This is a genomic window from Bacillus sp. TH50 (genome assembly GCF_016650565.1).
Classification (GTDB): Bacteria; Bacillota; Bacilli; order Bacillales; family Bacillaceae_G; genus Bacillus_A; species Bacillus_A mycoides.
Genome location: NZ_JAEKFM010000007.1, coordinates 1,325,961 through 1,340,688, shown reverse-complemented (window position 1 = coordinate 1,340,688; position 14,728 = coordinate 1,325,961). Strand labels below are relative to the sequence as shown.

Sequence of the window (14,728 nt, the reverse complement as noted above, 5' to 3'; positions counted from 1 at the left end):
TTTATTCCTCCAATAATCCTGCAAATTCTTTCGATTCTTGTTTCTCTTGCTTCGTACTTACTAATTTTTGTTTTTGTCTTTGCTCTTGTTCTCGCTGTTCTTTACGTTGTTCATCTTTTTCTGAATAACTTATTTGAATATTAATTTCTTTTTCTTTTAATTTCAGCTTCAATTCGTCAAAAATTATTTCAACACGCTTTTTCGCATCGTGTTTTTCCATTTCTACATGCACTTCAATTTGATCTCCATGCTTTTTCATAAATACAGTTAATGAACCAAGTTTCTCTGGATTTAGCTGGAATAAGACACGTTCTTGTTTCACTACAAACTTTTGCAGAGCCTCTACTTGTGCTTCCATTTTCTTGCCTAAGTCAGGTAATGTAACCTTCTCAGCTCCACTATTTTGTTTTCCTATTTGATCAGTCCCCGTTGCCTTATTTAATAATTCAGCTCCGGCCGAACTTGAATCGTTTAATTGATCGACTTCTGGTAACTCTAACGTCACATCATCGCTTTCAGCTTTCTGGAGTTCTACTTCCTTGGACTCCTCTTGTTTCTTTGCGATATTACAAGTTTCTGTTTCTACGACTTTTAATACTTGCAACGTTTGCTCTGGCATCGTCACCTTGTCTAGCACCATTTGCATTGTATCTTCTAAACATATGGCATTTTTAATATTCATGTTTGAAAGGAGCTCTTGTAATTGCTGTAATTCAGCTGCGGGCAATTCGTTCAGTTTAATATTTCCGTATTCTTTATATAACGCCTGTATTTTTTGTATGTATTGATATAACAATTCTGGCTGCACACGCAATTGCTCAATTGCAACCATCTGCTCAGATACAGCTAACAATAACTGTTCTGTCTCTTTCTTTTCTTCTTTCTTTACAATCGGCTCTTCTTTCGTTACCGTTTTTTTTGCGAGAATATATTCTTTCTTCTCTTCTTCTGGTGCTTCTTCTCGTTTCGGTTTCTCCGTTTTCGGCTGTTTTTTATTTTCAATTCTCATTGTATTATTGAATGAAGAATTTTCATTTTCCGATTGTATTTCTAGCCCTTTTTCTTTTTGCGGAGGTAAACTTTGCTGCACCGGTAATACAAACTGTATCACTACATCCACCTCATCCGTTCATACACATTTTTAAATCAAGAAGCATTTTTTCTTCCAGCTTTTCTTTTACTTTCGCAAGCTTCTTACAATCTTCTTGATACATTTCATCAATGACACGTTCTTTTTCTTTTATTTGCTCTAAAAGGCTTTCATTTTTTTGAATAAAACCTTCTGTTTTTTTAATTTTTCGATTCCATTCTTCTATTCTTTCAGGTGAAAATGTATGTGAAGAAAGCATACCAGCCATAATACGTTGTCCCGTTTGTACAACCTTATTGCGTGATTTCACAACATATAGATCATATTCTTTTTTTTGTTCTATTTTTCTTTTTTCAGCTGTTAGTTCGTACACTTCTTTCAAGATATGTTCTTTCTCTTGATTAATCTGCAATTTAATCGTGTCGTACTGCTGTTTATTCACCTGTTTTCATATCCCCTTCCTATTATAACGTTACCTTTTTCTATTATATAGTTTTTTTACAAAAAAATCTGTGAAATATTAAAAAACAAAAAAATAAGACCCCAAGGCATGAGGTCTTATACAATATGGTGCATCGCTTGGACAATATCTTCAAAATGAAAACTATCCGTTCGACCTTGTTTTAAAAACGTATTTATACCTTCTACTTTATTTTTACATTCAAAAATATAGGCATTTTCTTCATTCTCTTGAATTGTTCCTAATTTGAAATACAATTCATTTTCTTTATAAATAGATAAAATTTTTCTCATTTCATTTGCAACCTGCCAATGGTTCGGCGATACGATTTCTTCCATAATCCTACTTACCGAATCTAGTACAGAGATTGCAGGGTAATGACTAAGCGTTGCAAGCTCACGCTTTAATACAATATGTCCATCTAAAATACCACGCGCCAAATCTGGTACAGGACCATTTAAATCGTCACCATCAACGAGTACTGTATAAATACCTGTTATGGATCCTTTTTGTGTTTTTCCTGACCTCTCTAATAACTTCTTCATATAACTTTCCATTAACAGTGTTTTACCACCGATTGGTAATTCCTTTACTGCAATATCAACACTTCGGCGTGCGTCAGCAAAGCGTGTAACAGAATCCATCATAAGTAGTACGTTATTACCTTGATCGCGGAAATATTCGGCAATTGATGTTGCAAGCTTTGCAGCGCGAAGTTGCATAAGATGACTTTCATCTGACGTCGCTACAACAACGACACTTTTTTTCATACCTTCTTCGCCTAATTCTTTTCGAATAAAGTCTTTTACTTCTCGGCCACGTTCTCCTACTAAACTAATAACGTTAATATCAGCTTTTGCGTTTTTCGCAATCATTCCAAGCAAGGTAGATTTACCAACACCCGATCCGGCGAAAATACCAATCTTTTGACCAATCCCAATCGTTAACATGGAATCAATCGATTTAATTCCCGTTTCAAATACATCTGTAATTTCTTCACGCTCAAATGCATGAATCGGCGGTGCATCTAATTTTATTTTTTGTAGTGGAATGTTTTCAGTGTTCTCATTTAACACTTCACCATTCGCACTTAACACTTTCCCAAGTAAATGATTACCACGAGGTACAACAACATCTTCTTCAATTAATGTAACTGCATCTCCGTAACATACTTTTTCTGTCTGTCCAAATGGAAGTAGCATATTATTTTCTTTTTCAATCGCAATAACTTCACATAAGACGCTATGCTCTCCAACGAGACAAACATCTCCAATCTTCGCTTTTGGGCCTTTCGCTACAAAAAACTGCTCTTGTACACTATGAACTTTGCCAACTTTCGTATAAAACGGTGTTTCAATAAATGTATTCCATTTATTATGCTCATTCATTAGCTCGTTGTTCATACGTTTTGCTCCTCAAACAACTTCTCTTCTTCCCATTTATGACGAAGCTTCGCAAATATCGGTGCAAATTTAAATTCAAAAAACTCTTTCTCTTCTTCCAGAACAAATTCGCCAAACTGTAAAGAAAAATCATACTTCCATTCTACTAATTGTAGTAGCCAATACTCTTTCGTATTTTCTTTCTCTTCTTGTATACGCTCAAATGTTTCTGGATGAACCGTTATAATTAATTTTTCAAATGAAGTAGGCAATGTTTGCACGATGCCTGTTAAAATCGGCAAAACGTCTAATAAGCGCGAATCTACCGCTTGATTCACTACTTTTTCTGCTAACTGAAAAGATTGATTCCATAATAACTCTGTCCATTCGTATGCTGTTTCTTGTTGTTCTTTTTGAAACTGTATACGCGCTGCTTCCATCTGTTCCATTTGTTCATGAATATGCATTTGAAACTGTTCTTTATCTTGCAACAACTGCTGACGCTCTCGTTCTAGCATTTGCTGCTGCTGCCTTAGCTGATTCATTTCAATATGTAATGCATCTTGCTGTGCAAGAAGTTCTGCATGATCCACTTGTATCTCTTCTTCAATGTGAACTGATACTGGTTTCGGAAATTGTAATTCATACGTTTCTTCAGAAAAAGAAACAGAATTCTTCGGAATTCTGTTTTTAAATAAGGACATCATCTTCACCTCTTTGAACGATAATTCTTCCTTCTTTTTCTAACTTTTTCACCGTACCTGTAATCGTTTGTTGTGCTTTTTCAGCATCCGTCATCTTAAGCGGTCCTAAGCCATCTAACTCTTCAAGAATCATCTCTCTACGGTTTGAAGACATACATGTAAATAGTTTCTCTTTAATTTCTTCTTTTGCAATTTTAAGTGCTTTCGCGATAACACCGTTATCTGTAATTTCCTCTAATACACGGCGAAGCGCAAGATCCTCAAGACCAAGTAAGTCTTCAAAGACAAACATATTTTCTTTAATTTTCTCAGATAACGCATAATCGACTTCATCGAGCTTTTGAAAGACTGTTTTTTCAACACCTCGTGAAACATTATTTAAAATGTTCACTATTGTTTTCAATCCATCTGTTTTATTAATAGCACTAAATGCCATATTATTTAATTTTGCTTTTAATAACTCACCAATTTGATTAATTAATTCACCATCTACTTGTTCAAGCTTTGCAATACCCATTACCGTCTCTACACGTTTATGATCTGGTAATCTCTCAATTAATTGAGAAGCAAGTTGCGGCTTAATATAAGAAGCAATAATCGCTATCGTTTGTGGCGATTCATCATTAAGCACTGTAAGAAGTGGCTCTAAATCTGTAAGTGAATTTAAGAATTCAAATGGATTATCTTTGTTGTACCAAAGGTCTTCTAATAATTTTTCCAAATCGTCTTCTGGCATATTTTTAAATATACGACGAATGTATTCTTTATCTGGAGTTACTAAATTCAACTCTTTTACATTTAGTTCGTACAAAAACTCCCCTAGTACATTTTCTAACGTTTCTGGTTTATATACACGAAACTTCGCGATTTCGCGAAGTAACACTTCTTTTTCCTCAGCCGTCATATATTCAATGACTTTTGCTGCCACCTCTTCGTTTAATGTACGAATGAGGATGGCAGCTTTCTCTTTGGAGGAGATTTCATCTAACATTGTTTTTCCTCCCTTACTGTCCGTTTAACCATTTTTTAATTACTTTTGCAGTACCTTCTACATGCTCTTTCGTAGCTTCCTGCACTTGATCATCTAATGTAGGTTCTGATGGTTCTACCGGTTCTGGCTTTGGCTCTGGTACTATTTTTTCTTCAGGAATTTCCAGGATACTTTCATTACTTGCAGCAATTTCTTCTTCTGCTAAGTATTCTTCATATTCCTCTTCCTCTCTCTTTTTCTTACGTCTTGCTAAGAAGAACCCTACTAGGCCAATTAGTGCTAGCAAGCCAGCTGTAATTCCACCGAATAACCACCAGTTCATACCACTTTTTTCTGGCTCTTTCTCTTTTTCAACTTTCGGCTGGTCGAACTGAACAGTTACAACGTTAACTTGACCGTTTGTAAAGTTTCCATTCGGATCAGCTTGCAGCCCAGCTGCTGTGCCAATCGCTTCTTTAAATGTTGTCATATCAATTTTTCGTTTTACTAACGTATCGTTATCTACCCATACAACAACATTTGTTTTTGTTAATTCCGGATGTTTCTTAATTGTTTCAACTGTTTTATCTATTTCATAGTTTTCAATTTTGTTACCATTTTTATTATCGTAGACAACTTTACCGTTTTGATTATTGTTCGTACCGTAGTTCGGCACTTCACCGTTCGCTGTAATACCCGCACCTTGCTTCGTATCTGCTCCTTCTTGCGCAGTAGAACTTTCCTCTTGCTCTTGTTTACTGCGAAGTACACCTTTATCGCCATATTTTTCTGACTGACGTGTAACTTCATCGTAGTTTACAGACACTTTCGTATTCACTTTATATTCATTTGATTTAAACATCGTCATTAACGTTGCGTCAATATCTTGCTTTAATTTACCTTCAATTTGATGCTGCATCTCTACTTCTTTTTCATAAGAAGAGGAACTGTTAGAATGTGCTTCATCTGTTCCTTTTGAGATGATACCTTTTTTGCTATCAATAACACTTACTTCTTCTGCTTTCACGCCAGGAACTGCCGCACTAATCATTTGCTGTATACCAGCAACTTGATCAGCTGTTAATAATTGTCCACGCTTCACACCAACAGTTATCGCCGCTGTTCCTTTTGCTTTTTCTTCATCAAAAATTGTTTCTTTTTCAGGTAATGTAATTTGCACATTTGCCGTTTCAACTGTCGCGAAGTTTCGTACAATATCTTGCTCCAATTGCTTTTTCGTGCCGACAATCTGCTTCATTTTCTTATCTTGTTCACTTGAACCGAGTGAGCTTTCTAATAGAATTTCCTCACCGCTTTTTGAATTAAACGGCAAGCCCATTCCATTCATTTCTTTTCGAACCCATGGAGCATCGTTCTTTTGCACTCGAATCGAACCATCGGCTGCTAATTGGTAATCAACACCTAGCTTCGATAATTCTGCTGTAATCTCTTGCTTATCTGTATCATTTAAATTTTGATATACAACAACATATTTATCTGGCAAGGTGAAGTATAAAAGTGCTCCTGTTGCAATCGCTAACAGCGCAGCACCAATCACTAACTTATGCCACGTTTTCAACGATTGGAAAACATTTTTTATCTTTTCCATTTAAATACACCCGTCCATTTTCCTAAATTTGCATATTAATTAGTGACTTATAATTTTCAATAAGATTATCGCGTACGAGAGCAGCTGTTTTCATTTGTGATTCAGCTTTCTTCTGCTGAATTAAAACGTCATGCGTTTCTCCTACCCCTTTTGTCAGTAAATCATATACTGCTGTTTGGGCATTATTTTGCGTTTGATTCATATCTTCCAATAAATCAATAAACTTTTTGCCTTCAACTACAGATGTTTCTGAAGTTTTCTGTGTGCCAATCGGCTGAATCGCTCCAAATGGCTGTGTATTTAACATTGGTTGAATTTTCATATTTCCCCTCTTCCCTCTTATCCTCGGCCGATTTCTAAATCTTTATCGAGCATTTTTTTGTTCGCATTTAATACGCTTGTATTTGCTTCATACATTTTTTGAGCAACCATTACATTCGTCATCTCAGCTGTCACATCAATGTTCGGATAACGTACATATCCTTCTTCATTTGCATGCGGATGCGTCGGATCATACACAAGATTTTCATTTCGATCCGTTTCAATACTTTTTATTTTCACTCCGTTAGTAGGAGCTCCATCTAGCATACTTGCAAAACTATTATTTGATTCCAACACCACACTTCGGCGGTGATACGGCTCTGCACCTGGTGCTCCCGTCGTATTTGCATTTACGATATTGTTAGAAGTAACTTCCATCCATTTCCTCGCTGTAGTTAGCCCTGAGCCACTTGCATTAATTGCCTGAAACATCTTTGTCTCTCCTTTTACTATTAACGTCCACGTGCTGCTTGGTTAATAGCGTATTGCGTATTAATTGCATTAATTGAAACACCGTATAATTGGTTTGTTTTCATTAAATCTAGCATTTCTGTCGTTACATCAACACTGTTTCCATCTTTATTCGTTTGCATTGATTTCGTTTGAATCTTTGCGTATGTATTTTTCGTATTTGCTGTCGGTAAGTGCATTACATTCGTTTGATATAAATCTGGATTACTCTTTAAATCCGCAGTATTTTTTTTATATAATGCACTGCTCATATTCATTTGCTCAGCAAATGTTACATCTTGTGCTTTATAGCCAGGTGTATTCGCATTTGCAATATTACTAGAAACGGTATTTCGCTTCGTTACTAAATAGTTCATATAATGACTTACATCACTAACTAAATCTGGCATATTCCACACCCTTCCTTTTCCATCATGCTCGTTTAGCGCATGATCATTCACTGATGGAAGTTTCACTTTATTATTCATTTTCCTATATGTATTTATTTATTAAAATATTATCTATTATGTACCCTTACATATTTTATTCCATTTTTCCATTGTTGTCTTTAGAAAAATACAAAAATATAAAAAAGAATATAAAAAACTGTATACGCGTAGTAATCCATGTAACATTTTGATATATAAACAATAAAAAAAGAGCTTCCATACACTTCTCTCTATAAAATAAAGACATCTTATTTTTCATTGTTTGGATTATTACCATTCTTTTTATTACAGTCATAAAGTGAAACCTCAATCAGCGGAACGCCTTATTCAAACAATGGAATGGATCCCCTTTTAAAAGGGGTATCCATTTCCATAATTCCCTATTAAAATTTACCGTAAAACGAATTCGCTTTCATTCGTCCATCATTTGTCATAATCATTTCTTCCAAAATCTTTTGCTTATCTCGAATATGCTGTGCTGCCTTAATTATGAATGGACTCACTTCCGCTGCAACATCTGCGCGCGTCTCTTCATCCAATGTCATCATCCAGCGATTTAACATTGCACTCTTCTCAGCAAATTCCCCATCTGATACTTGCAATTCTCCGATTTCATTAAAACAGCCGACAAACGCTCGATAAATATCATTGTTCATTTTCAAGTGCTCCGCGGTAACCGTCTATTAAATCTTGTAACACTTGCACAATCGCATCCATATCGTTCGCTTCACGAGTTACTTTCATCGTCTGAATTTGAATGCTAATCCAATCGTATAAACCAAATAGACTATCGTATAAATCTTTCGTAATCTCAGGGTTTAATTGAAGCTTTAACTCTTCAAAGATACGTTCTAATTTTTCAAGAAGCGCGTCCCCTTCTTGTAATTTAAAACTATTTAAAAGTTCTTCTAAATTACGAAACTCAACGATACATCTTTCATAAATAAAAATTGTATTTTTAATTGGATTACTCGTCATAATATCATTTTGCATATAACGTTGCCATGCTTGCATACAATCACTTCCTTAACTTTCATTAATCATCACTTTTTTGTTTTGTCATTGCTTTAATTGTTTTTAGTTGGCTATCTAGCGCCGCTAATGTACTTTCTAGTCTTTGATACTTCTTCACAATTTCATCTTGTTTTTGCAGATTTTGTGTTTCAATATCTTTAATCTTTTTATCTAAATCACTTACACGAGAATCGATGTTTTTTACTCGCTCTCCAACTACACCTTTATCACCAAATAGTTTATCAAGTGGCTCTTCCATCATCTTCCCTAAACCGTTAGAACCAAAGAAAAATTGCTTCGCTGCATCCGGCTTGTCTTTTAACGCTTTTGTTAATTGTTCATCATTAACTTCCATCGTCCCGTCTTGCTTTAATTGAATTCCAAATGAAAACAAATAATTACCGTCTTGAGAAAATGTTACGACATTATTCATCGCTTGACGTACACTTTGCATAATAGCTTGACCTTGGAAAGCTCCACCTTTTCCAGCAAAAATATCTATTGTAGAAACTGCTTTATTATAATCCGCTACCATCTTTTTAATAATATTTGATGCGTCTGTTACATTTGAATCACTTACTGTAAATTTTAATTCTACACCTTTTGCTTTTGGATCTGTTGTTGTACCCGCATCTGGTGTTCCTTCTACTTTCGGCTCAGTCACCTTTAACAATTCAATTTTCACGCCCGGAAGAGCCTCAATTGTATTTGTAAAACTTTCAGCTCCAATACCATTAATACTATATTTGGCATTTTGCGCTTCATTAATTGTATTGACTGCTGTCCCATCCGCCTTAGCTAAACCAATATCTTGAAACAGTGTAGATGTGTTCCCTGAAAAATCAATTTCCCCATCTGTTCCTTCTTTTTTCGAGGACATAAAAATTTTATCTCCAAGTGTATAAGCCGATACGCCATAATCTCCATCATTAATTTTATTTATTAAATCTTTATATGTCATATCAGTTGTTACTTTTAGAACTTTATCGCCTAGTTTTAATGTTTCATCTTTAGGAAGTTTTGCATTTATATCAGTAATAGGATTAGAAGCTATTTGATGACGCTGTGCAAGCTGTGTAATCGTCATATTAAAAGTTCCTGCAATCGCTCCACCATCAGCTTTTACATTAATATAACCGTCTTGTGATGTTGTAACTTTTTTCTCATTCCCTTTAAAAGCCGCCAAGTTTTTAAAAGTTTGTGTGAAAGAACTAAATTCTGATTTTAAGCTTGTATATAATAGTTTATCTTGTGAAAGTTGGTTCTTTTCATTAGTATATGGTGTTTTTCTCATATCTAACGCTTGCATTTCTAATTCTACAAAGTTAGAAGTATCGATCATATTATTTCCGAGGTTCCAAATCTGTTGTCTACCACCAATACCTGTTAACGTCCCTGCCATATTTCTCACTCCTTATTGTTTACATGTAATCTAAAATGCTCGTTTTACTCATCGTACTAACTGCTTTAAGCGTTGCTTCATAAGTTGCATTAATATACGCTAGGTCAGAAATTGCTACCGCTAAATCAACATCTTCAATTTCTTTACGATTTTCTTGAAGCGCTAAATTTTGCTCGCTTAAAATCGTTTTAAACGTCTCCATCGTGTTCATAGTTGAACCAACTTCAGTTGTACGGTTAATGACGCTATCTAAGTTTTTCTTATTTTCTCCTAATAACGGTTGCAAAGATTTTTGATCACCGTTATTCAGTGCTTCACTCATCTGTTTTAACGTTTTTATAACTGGGGATAATAATTCTTCTCCGTTACGAAATGCTTTTAATTGATAACCGTCATTTAGTTGCCAGTTCACATCATTTTTTCCACCTTGATACGTACCATCTTCTGTAAATGGAGCTTGTTCAGCACTATCCCCACCGAAAATATAACGGCCTTGCTCTTTCGTATTCGCTAAATATACAACTTGTTTTAAAATTTGATCAATCTCTGCACCGATTGCCTTCAATTCTTTTTCGCTATTCGTTCCATTTAACGCTTGCACTGTTAATTGATCCGCTCTTGTTAAAGATTTAAAAACACCTTGTAAAGTATTTTCAGTTTGTGTTAATACATTTTTCGAATCCGCTAAATCTTTTTGCATTTGTTCAATATTTGCTAACGAATGCTGAATCGCAAATGATTTACTTGCCGCAAGTGGGTCTTCGCTCATAAAAAGATTTTTTTTCCCAGAAGTTACTTGATTTCGATGATATTGCTGCTGCACATTCAAATCCATCATCTGATTCTTTGCCCAGTTTGCATTTTGAAATGTAGATACTCTCATCTTTACCTTCTCCTTTATCTATATTTGAATTGGCGCGAAGAAGAAACCTCACCTATATACAGCTATCCTCTTCCCTCATAAAAAAACTTTTTCGTTTTCATTTAATTTACATGGGGGAGGACGCTTGCTAAACATGGCTATTCTCCCCCTTAACTCCCCATTCAACCATCTCATATCTCTGGTCTAACATGGGTTGGTCCACTAAAAGGCTCTGTCCGCTTCTACCCTGCGCCGGATCCTCTCTTCCATCACAAAAAAAGCTTTTTCGATCCTTCTACATGTTATCTAATAATCGAAAACAAACTATCAAACACTTCATTCATCGTCGTAATAGCTTTAGAGTTTGCGACAAAATATTTTTGGAAAGCCATTAAATTAACCATTTCTTCTTCCATATTTACGCCTTCAATACTCATTTTTTCTTGTTGAATACCTTCTAATAAATCTTTATGAATATTTTGATAAGCATTCACTGCACTTTTATCAGAAGCTACACCAACTATAAATTGGTCTAATGCTTGTTTATAAGAAAGACCTTCTTTATAATCTCCATCCGTAATTCCTGCTAGTTTATTTGCTGTTTCAGCGGAGATTTTCATTTTCGAAACATCTTTTGCGAATTCAGGGTTTAACTGAATATCTTTCGCATGATCTCCAACGAAGAAATCTTTTCCCATCACTGTATTCACTTGACCTTTTACAGAACTCATTAATTCTTCAAGGTTTTTCTTATAACTAGCAATCTTCGCTTTCGTATCTATCGCTGATTGAATTGCTCCACCATTTAAAGGAATATCCGATCCATAAATCGCAACAGACATTGGTTCTTTTTCTTTATTTAATTGAAGTGGATATGTATCTTGTCCATTTACTGTTAAAACACCATTCATTCTAACACTCGCGATATTAGGATTCATAGATTCATAAGATACTTCGATATTGGCATACTTAGACATCTCTGTAACGATGCGATCACGTTCGTCTAATAGTTGATTAGGTACTTGTGTCCCCGCTTGTCCAATTTTTTTATTCGCCTCTGCTAAACTAGCACCAAGACGATTAAATTCATTCACATGTGCTTCAATATCTTCTGTCGTCTGTGCTTCTGCTGTATCTAAGTTTTTCGCAAGACGATTTATCTGACTTGTGAACTTCCCAGTTTCAGAAACTAATGTATCGTAGTAGTTTGGTTGTTCTGGATTTTTTGCAACTTCACGAAAAGCATTGAAGAATCCATCCATTAAACTAGATAATGAATTTTTCCCTGTCGTTCCTACCATAGACTCTACTCGTGATAAAGTAGAATTCATATATGCGTAGTAAGAGAACTGTGACAACTGATCATTAAATTGCTTCGTTTTCACTTCATCTGTAATACGGTCAACTCCTAATGTTTGTACACCATAACCGATTCTCTGTTCAGGCGTATGACCGTTACTTGCTCCAACAGATCCGTAATTTACCATTTGACGAACATAACCCGGCGTATGAATGTTAGATAAGTTTTGTTTTGTCGTTTGTAATCCCATTTGGGCCGCTAGCATACCAGATAGCGGCGTATTATAATCAGATAATCTCATAATGCTTCACTTCTCCTTTACAATAGTTCATTCATAAAGATTTGCGAATTATTGTTTTTCTCCAAATTGTATTCAGAAACGGAATCCACAATACTTTCTGTAGTTTTTAATAGTACGTTTAAGTAATATTGATTTTTCAAAAGAATCATTTTTACATTTTCTTCTAATTCATTTAAACTTTTTTGTAATTCTTCCATTTTTTCATTTTCTTCCTGTGAAAAATACGAAAATAGCGAACGCATACGCAACGGTTCAACTTGTTTTTCTTTACAAAGCTGAACAACCATTTCCTCAAAAGATCGCGATAATCCTTTAACACCTTCTATGTACTGCAATTGCTCTACTTGCAACTTTTGAACTGCATTTACATTTTTATTTTTTAAATTCTCATATATTTGTTCCCCAAGCGTTTGAATATTTTCATATGCCTTTTGAATAATAACGAGCTTTTCATATAATTGTATGTACATATAGCTTCCTTTCCTTTACAAGACTAAATTTACAATTAAACCATGAATTTCTCCAATTTGATTTAACATTTCTAAATGCCCTGTTTTCGTATTAATTAAATTCATAACATCTTCTAACTCAGTTAATCCCATTTCAGCTTGTTTTACGATCGTCATTTTCTGCGAATATCCGTAACGCGGATGACGAGACATAACATCTTTATACTGCAATACGTTATCAACGTAAAAATTCAAAAATGATTTTACAGTATTTTTGTATTCCATTACATTATCGAGCGTTAACTCTAATTCGATTTTCTCTTTAATTTCTCCAATGTTATCAACAAGTGCTTCCATTTGTTCTAACAATTTATCTTTTTTCGGATCTGCATGCAAATTATCCGAAAAAGCAAGTCCTGTCCTGACATTTGCTTCTTTCGGCATTTGAGTAGCAGGCGGTATATGCGATAAAATTGGATTATGCGAGATAGAACGCAGCATATATATCACCTATTTATTTTTTTATTTCCTTCTAAACTTAATCGTAAAATCTAGTTATTTATAATTATACTCTGTACAATGATATTTTGCAGTTATTTTTTATAGAAGATATGTTACAATTTAGCATGAGGTGGCACAAATCTATGAATATTTTTCTTTGTGGTTCAAATCAATTAACAGCATTAGATCAGGAAGAAATAAAAAAATTTTTAATTGACTATGCTCACAAACATAAAATTTACATATTATGTTATAAATCTATTGAAAATGAGGTTCTTCGTTTTTTCATTGAAAATGAAAGGCTCGCTCAAAATTTATGCCTTTACACACTGCAACCGTTACATGTATTAACAGACGAATTTCAAGAAGTCGTTGATTATTTAAAAAAACACGGAGCAGAGTATATTGCTTTTGATCATCCTTCCGACTCCATTTATCGATCAGATTATATGTTTTTTGTAAAGCAAATTATCGAAGATACCGATTTAGTTCTCTGTTTTTATAACGGCGATAAACATACGTCTGTTATTCCCGTTGACGTTGCAAAAGAAGCAGGAATTGATGCTGTTATTTATGATTTACCAGGCTTACATGAAAAGCAGATGAAAAAAAGCTTTGAACAAAAAATTCGTATGATGTAAAGGGGGAGGCACAATATCGTTATTGTGCCTATTGTAAATATGATAACTGAACAAGATTATAATCAATTTGTCGTAAGTTTTAAACAGCACTTTAATATGGATATCGCTTCCTATAAGCAAGATAGAATGCGCCGAAGAATCGACGCTTTCATTTCGAGAAAAGGTTTTGAAAATTACACAAATTTTTTAAATAATTTACGCACCGATCAAACGTTATTTTTAAGTTTTATTGACTACATTACAATTAACGTATCAGAGTTTTTCAGAAATAAAGAGCGCTGGCAAACGTTAGAGACGAAAGCTCTACCAAAGCTACTTGAACAAAATAACGGTAAATTAAAAATTTGGAGTGCTGCTTGCGCTGCCGGTGAAGAACCGTATACACTTTCTTTAATATTATCGAAGCATCTAGCTCCGTTTCGTTATGATATTCAAGCAACGGATCTTGATTTTCACGTTTTAGAAACTGCAAAACGCGGTCAATATACAGAACGCTCTTTAAAAGAATTACCTAATGATTTGAAACAGCGTCATTTCACAAAAGAAGATGATACATATATATTGCACCAAAACATTAAACAACAAGTCACATTCAAACAACACGATTTATTAATGCAGTCATTTGATACGAACTACGATTTAATCATTTGTCGTAATGTAATGATTTACTTTACAGAAGAAGCAAGAGTAAAGCTCTATGAAAAGTTTAGTCGTTCATTACGAAAGGGCGGCGTACTATTCGTTGGTAGCACTGAACAAATTTTAACACCTGAACGCTACAATCTTCAGCGCTTTGATACCTTCTTTTACGAAAAAGTATAAA

At 34.6% G+C, this 14,728-nt stretch carries 18 protein-coding genes; 2 read left to right on the top strand and 16 right to left on the bottom strand.

The window, feature by feature from the left end:
- Position 1 precedes the first annotated feature (1 nt).
- The 16 genes from JFU23_RS24020 to JFU23_RS23945 all read right to left on the bottom strand — a co-directional run bounded on the left by JFU23_RS24020 (position 2) and on the right by JFU23_RS23945 (position 13,264).
- Positions 2-1,111 (bottom strand): flagellar hook-length control protein FliK, encoded by a 1,110-nt coding sequence (locus JFU23_RS24020; protein WP_201032837.1) that lies wholly within the window; start codon positions 1,109-1,111, stop codon positions 2-4.
- A gap of 10 nt (positions 1,112-1,121) precedes the next feature.
- Entirely contained in the window at positions 1,122-1,532 is a 411-nt protein-coding gene (locus tag JFU23_RS24015; protein ID WP_002086483.1) for a hypothetical protein, read from the bottom strand.
- A 116-nt stretch (positions 1,533-1,648) separates the two neighbouring features.
- The gene (fliI, locus tag JFU23_RS24010; RefSeq protein WP_085310195.1) at positions 1,649-2,953 is read right to left on the bottom strand and encodes a flagellar protein export ATPase FliI; all 1,305 of its coding nucleotides are present in this window, start codon (positions 2,951-2,953) and stop codon (positions 1,649-1,651) included.
- Complete coding sequence (locus JFU23_RS24005) at positions 2,950-3,636, bottom strand: FliH/SctL family protein (protein WP_033706611.1); 687 nt, start codon at positions 3,634-3,636, stop codon at positions 2,950-2,952. Before JFU23_RS24005 ends, fliI begins: the two co-directional genes overlap by 4 nt.
- Complete coding sequence (locus JFU23_RS24000; protein WP_085310193.1) at positions 3,623-4,627, bottom strand: flagellar motor switch protein FliG; 1,005 nt, start codon at positions 4,625-4,627, stop codon at positions 3,623-3,625. Before JFU23_RS24000 ends, JFU23_RS24005 begins: the two co-directional genes overlap by 14 nt.
- Before the next feature lie 13 nt (positions 4,628-4,640).
- Positions 4,641-6,215, bottom strand: coding sequence for a flagellar basal-body MS-ring/collar protein FliF (fliF, locus tag JFU23_RS23995; protein ID WP_201032835.1), 1,575 nt, complete (start codon positions 6,213-6,215; stop codon positions 4,641-4,643).
- Positions 6,216-6,237: 22 nt separating this feature from the next.
- Entirely contained in the window at positions 6,238-6,537 is a 300-nt protein-coding gene (gene fliE / locus JFU23_RS23990) for a flagellar hook-basal body complex protein FliE (RefSeq protein ID WP_002064631.1), read from the bottom strand.
- A gap of 17 nt (positions 6,538-6,554) precedes the next feature.
- Positions 6,555-6,968, bottom strand: a complete 414-nt coding sequence (gene flgC / locus JFU23_RS23985) for a flagellar basal body rod protein FlgC (RefSeq protein WP_002030933.1) — start codon at positions 6,966-6,968, stop codon at positions 6,555-6,557.
- Between the two features lie 20 nt (positions 6,969-6,988).
- Positions 6,989-7,474 carry a flagellar basal body rod protein FlgB gene (gene flgB, locus JFU23_RS23980; protein WP_085310189.1) on the bottom strand — a complete coding sequence of 162 codons (486 nt, stop codon included), beginning with the start codon at positions 7,472-7,474 and terminating at the stop codon, positions 6,989-6,991.
- A gap of 344 nt (positions 7,475-7,818) precedes the next feature.
- Positions 7,819-8,091, bottom strand: coding sequence for a flagellar biosynthesis protein FlgG (locus JFU23_RS23975; RefSeq protein ID WP_201032834.1), 273 nt, complete (start codon positions 8,089-8,091; stop codon positions 7,819-7,821).
- On the bottom strand, positions 8,081-8,449 hold the full coding sequence (locus tag JFU23_RS23970) for a flagellar export chaperone FliS (protein ID WP_002064624.1): 369 nt from the start codon (positions 8,447-8,449) through the stop codon (positions 8,081-8,083). The genes JFU23_RS23975 and JFU23_RS23970 overlap by 11 nt, the downstream gene beginning before the upstream one ends.
- Positions 8,450-8,471: 22 nt before the next feature.
- Positions 8,472-9,851 (bottom strand): flagellar hook-associated protein 2, encoded by a 1,380-nt coding sequence (locus JFU23_RS23965; protein WP_201032833.1) that lies wholly within the window; start codon positions 9,849-9,851, stop codon positions 8,472-8,474.
- Between the two features lie 19 nt (positions 9,852-9,870).
- Positions 9,871-10,734: a flagellar hook-associated protein 3 gene (locus tag JFU23_RS23960; RefSeq protein ID WP_085310185.1), complete on the bottom strand. Its 864-nt coding sequence runs from the start codon at positions 10,732-10,734 to the stop codon at positions 9,871-9,873.
- A 281-nt stretch (positions 10,735-11,015) separates the two neighbouring features.
- Entirely contained in the window at positions 11,016-12,314 is a 1,299-nt protein-coding gene (flgK, locus tag JFU23_RS23955) for a flagellar hook-associated protein FlgK (RefSeq protein WP_002141110.1), read from the bottom strand.
- A 17-nt stretch (positions 12,315-12,331) separates the two neighbouring features.
- Positions 12,332-12,784: a flagellar export chaperone FlgN gene (locus JFU23_RS23950; RefSeq protein ID WP_002064619.1), complete on the bottom strand. Its 453-nt coding sequence runs from the start codon at positions 12,782-12,784 to the stop codon at positions 12,332-12,334.
- A gap of 15 nt (positions 12,785-12,799) precedes the next feature.
- A complete protein-coding gene (locus JFU23_RS23945) occupies positions 12,800-13,264 on the bottom strand; it encodes a YaaR family protein (RefSeq protein WP_002086502.1) in 465 nt (154 codons plus the stop codon).
- 143 nt (positions 13,265-13,407) lie between these two features.
- Between JFU23_RS23945 and JFU23_RS23940 the strand changes: the two genes are divergently transcribed.
- Both JFU23_RS23940 and JFU23_RS23935 read left to right on the top strand, forming a co-directional pair.
- Positions 13,408-13,905 carry a flagellar motor switch protein FliG gene (locus JFU23_RS23940; RefSeq protein ID WP_002141103.1) on the top strand — a complete coding sequence of 166 codons (498 nt, stop codon included), beginning with the start codon at positions 13,408-13,410 and terminating at the stop codon, positions 13,903-13,905.
- 39 nt (positions 13,906-13,944) lie between these two features.
- Positions 13,945-14,727, top strand: a complete 783-nt coding sequence (locus JFU23_RS23935) for a CheR family methyltransferase (protein WP_201032832.1) — start codon at positions 13,945-13,947, stop codon at positions 14,725-14,727.
- Position 14,728: the final 1 nt, after the last annotated feature.